Below are 2,910 nucleotides of genomic sequence, written 5' to 3' on the forward strand. Positions count from 1 at the left end.
CTCCGGGCCCGCGTGCCCGGAGGCCCTGGGAGGGGTCCGCGAATGTGCCCGCCTGGCGGCGGATCAGAAGTTGCCGAGCCCGCCGCAGACGTTGAGCGCCTGCGCCGTGATCGACGCCGCCGTGTCCGAGGCCAGGTAGCCGACCAGGCCGGCGACCTCCTGCGGCGTGGAGTAGCGGCCGAGCGGGATCTTCGACTGGAACTTCTCGAGGATGGCGTCCTCGGAGGTGTCGTAGGCGGCCGCGTAGCCCTGGCGCACCTTCTGCGCCATCGGCGTCTCGACGTACCCCGGGCAGACGGCGTTGACCGTGATGCCGGTGGGGGCGAGCTCGTTGCCGAGCGCCTTGGTGAAGCCGACCACCCCGTGCTTGGAGGCCGAGTACGGGGCGCCGAGGACGACGCCCTGCTTGCCCGCGGTGGAGGCGATGGAGATGATCCGGCCGCGGCTCTTGTTCCGCATCCCGCCGGTCGTCAGCACCTCGCGGGTCAGCCGGAAGACGCTGTTGAGGTTGGTCTCGATCACGTCGTTCCACAGCTCGTCCGCGATGTCCGCGGTCACGCCGCCGCCGGACCGGCCGGCGTTGTTGACCAGGACGTCGACCGTCCCGAAGCGGTCCACCGCGGCCTGGACGAAGGCCGTCACCGAGGCTCCGTCGCGGACGTCGAGGACACCGCCGTCGACGTCGAGGCCCTCGGCCTGGAGCTCCTTGACCGTGGCGGCCACGTTCTCGGCGCTGCGCGCGCCGATGAACACCCGGTGCCCCTGCTGGGCCAGCAGCCGGGCCGACTCCAGGCCGATCCCGCTCGTCGCGCCCGAAATCAGTGCGACTCGTGCCGTCGTGTTCTGCGTCATCCCGAGATCAGCCCCTTCACGCGGCCACGGCGGCGGAGGAGGGCAGCAGCGCGTTGACGACGTCTATGAGCGCGCGCGGGGTGAGGGTGTCGTCCACGGCCTCCTCGTCGAGCGAGATGCCGTACTCGCGCTCGATGAGGCTGCCGGCCTCCAGCAGCGCGAGCGACTCGTACTGGAGCGTCGCGAACGTGGTGTCCAGGATGTCGCCGTCGAGGTCGACGCCCTCCGCCACACCCGCGGCCTCGAGGATGATGCGCTTGAGATCCTCGAGGGTGAAAGACTTGCTGGCCATGTCGTTCCCTTCATCGGTACGGCACACCTCTGCGGCATGCCCAAGCGGTGGTAGCGGAGTGGCTAGACGGCGCGGACGACCATCGCGGAGTTGAAGCCTCCGTGGCCCCGGGCCAGCACGAGCGCGGTGCGCACGGCGGCCGGGCGCGGCTGGTCCAGCACGAGGTCGAGCTCGTACTCGGCGCACGGGTCGACGTTGACGGTCGGCGGGATGACCCCGTCGCGCATCGACAGGAAGGCCGCGGCCAGGTCGAGCGGGGCCGCGCCCGCGTACAGGCGGCCCGTCATCGTCTTGGGCAGGGTGACCGGCACCGACCGGGCGCCGAACACCGCGTTGATGGCGTCGGCCTCGCCGCGGTCCAGGCGCGGGTCCGCGGCTCCGTCGGCGAAGACCACGTCCACCTCGCCCGGCGCCGCGCCGGCGTCGGCGAGCGCGAGCTCGATGGCCTTGCGCAGACCCGGAACGCGGTCGCTGCCGGGCTTCGGGTCGATGGTCGCCCCGTACCCGGAGATCTCGCCGTAGATCTCGGCGCCGCGCTCGCGGGCCGACTCGGCGGACTCCATGATGAGGATCGCGCCGCCCTCGCCCGGTACGAAGCCCTGGGCGTCACGGCCGAACGGCACGTACGCCTGGCCGGGCTCCTCCGAGGTGCTCAGCCGGCCGCTGGCCAGCTGCGCCACCCAGCCCCACTGGCAGATCGAGGCGTCGACGGCTCCGGAGACGATGATCCGGGTGCCCTTGCGGACCTGCCGGCGGGCCTGGGCCACGGCGTCGAGGCCGCCCGCCTGGTCGCTGACGACGACCCCGGCCGGGCCCTTCATGCCGTTGCGGATCGAGATCTGGCCGCTGTTGACGGCGTAGAACCAGGCGAAGGACTGGTACGCGGACACGTACTGGCTGCCCTTGCTCCACAGACGCTGCAGCTCGCCCTGGCCGAACTCGAAGCCGCCGGCCGCACTCGCGGTGACGACGCCCATATCGAAGCCGTCGAGCTCCGCGGGCCGCACCCCGGCGTCCTCCAGCGCCCAGTCCGCGGCGACGAGCGCGAGCCGCGTCACCCGGTCGGTCTGCGGGAGCAGCCGGCTCGGCAGCGCGTCGTCCGCGGTCGTGCCGGGAATCTGCCCGGCCAGCTTGGCCGGGTAGTCGGAGGGGTCGAAGCGGGTGATCCGCCCGATACCGCTCTTGCCGGCCAGGGTGGCCGACCAGTAGTCCTGTGCGCCCAGCCCGTTGGGGGCTGCCACGCCGAGGCCGGTCACGACGACCGAGGCGCTCATACGAGGCTCCTCTCGGGATTGGCCAGCACCATGGCGCTCTGGAAGCCGCCGAATCCGCTGCCCACGGTCAGGACCGCGTCGGTGAGCTGCTCGCGCGCGGTGAGGGGGACGTAGTCGAGGTCGCACTCCGGGTCCGGAGTGTGCAGGTTGGCGGTCGGCGGGACCACGTTGTGCTCCATGGCCAGCGCGGAGGCCGCGATCTCGATGGAGCCGATGGCGCCCAGCGAGTGACCCACCATCGACTTGATGGAGCTGACCGGCGTGCGGTACGCGTGCTCGCCCAGGCTCCTCTTGAACGCCGCCGTCTCGTGGCGGTCGTTCTGCTTGGTGCCGCTGCCGTGCGCGTTGATGTAGTCGATCTCGTCGCCGTTCATCCGCGCCTCGTCGAGGGCCAGGCGGATCGCCTCGGCCATCTCCACGCCGTCCGGACGCAGTCCGGTCATGTGGTAGGCGTTGGAGCGGCTCGCGTAGCCGGCGATCTCGGCGTAGATG

General features: G+C 71.7%; 4 protein-coding genes. All 4 read right to left on the minus strand.

Annotation, left to right across the window (positions count from 1 at the left end; translation table 11 throughout):
* Positions 1-63 precede the first annotated feature (63 nt).
* Entirely contained in the window at positions 64-852 is a 789-nt protein-coding gene (gene fabG, locus ACFWGD_RS13075) for a 3-oxoacyl-ACP reductase FabG (RefSeq protein ID WP_377779121.1), read from the minus strand.
* Between the two features lie 16 nt (positions 853-868).
* On the minus strand, positions 869-1,144 hold the full coding sequence (locus ACFWGD_RS13080) for a phosphopantetheine-binding protein (RefSeq protein WP_377779122.1): 276 nt from the start codon (positions 1,142-1,144) through the stop codon (positions 869-871).
* A gap of 62 nt (positions 1,145-1,206) precedes the next feature.
* Positions 1,207-2,418: a ketosynthase chain-length factor gene (locus ACFWGD_RS13085; RefSeq protein WP_377779123.1), complete on the minus strand. Its 1,212-nt coding sequence runs from the start codon at positions 2,416-2,418 to the stop codon at positions 1,207-1,209.
* A partial coding sequence (locus ACFWGD_RS13090) for a beta-ketoacyl-[acyl-carrier-protein] synthase family protein (RefSeq protein ID WP_377779124.1) occupies positions 2,415-2,910 on the minus strand: 496 nt, incomplete at its 5' end. The genes ACFWGD_RS13090 and ACFWGD_RS13085, both read right to left, overlap by 4 nt.

Origin of the sequence: Corynebacterium sp. NPDC060344 (assembly GCF_042725215.1) — a bacterium.
Lineage (GTDB): Bacteria > Actinomycetota > Actinomycetes > Mycobacteriales > Mycobacteriaceae > Corynebacterium.

Excerpts from the sequence above, each read along its gene's own strand:
- ACFWGD_RS13085 (WP_377779123.1), bottom strand. The coding sequence starts at position 2,418 with ATGAGCGCCTCGGTCGTCGTGACCGGCCTCGGCGTGGCAGCCCCCAAC.
- ACFWGD_RS13080 (WP_377779122.1), bottom strand. The coding sequence starts at position 1,144 with ATGGCCAGCAAGTCTTTCACCCTCGAGGATCTCAAGCGCATCATCCTC.
- fabG (WP_377779121.1), bottom strand. The coding sequence starts at position 852 with ATGACGCAGAACACGACGGCACGAGTCGCACTGATTTCGGGCGCGACG.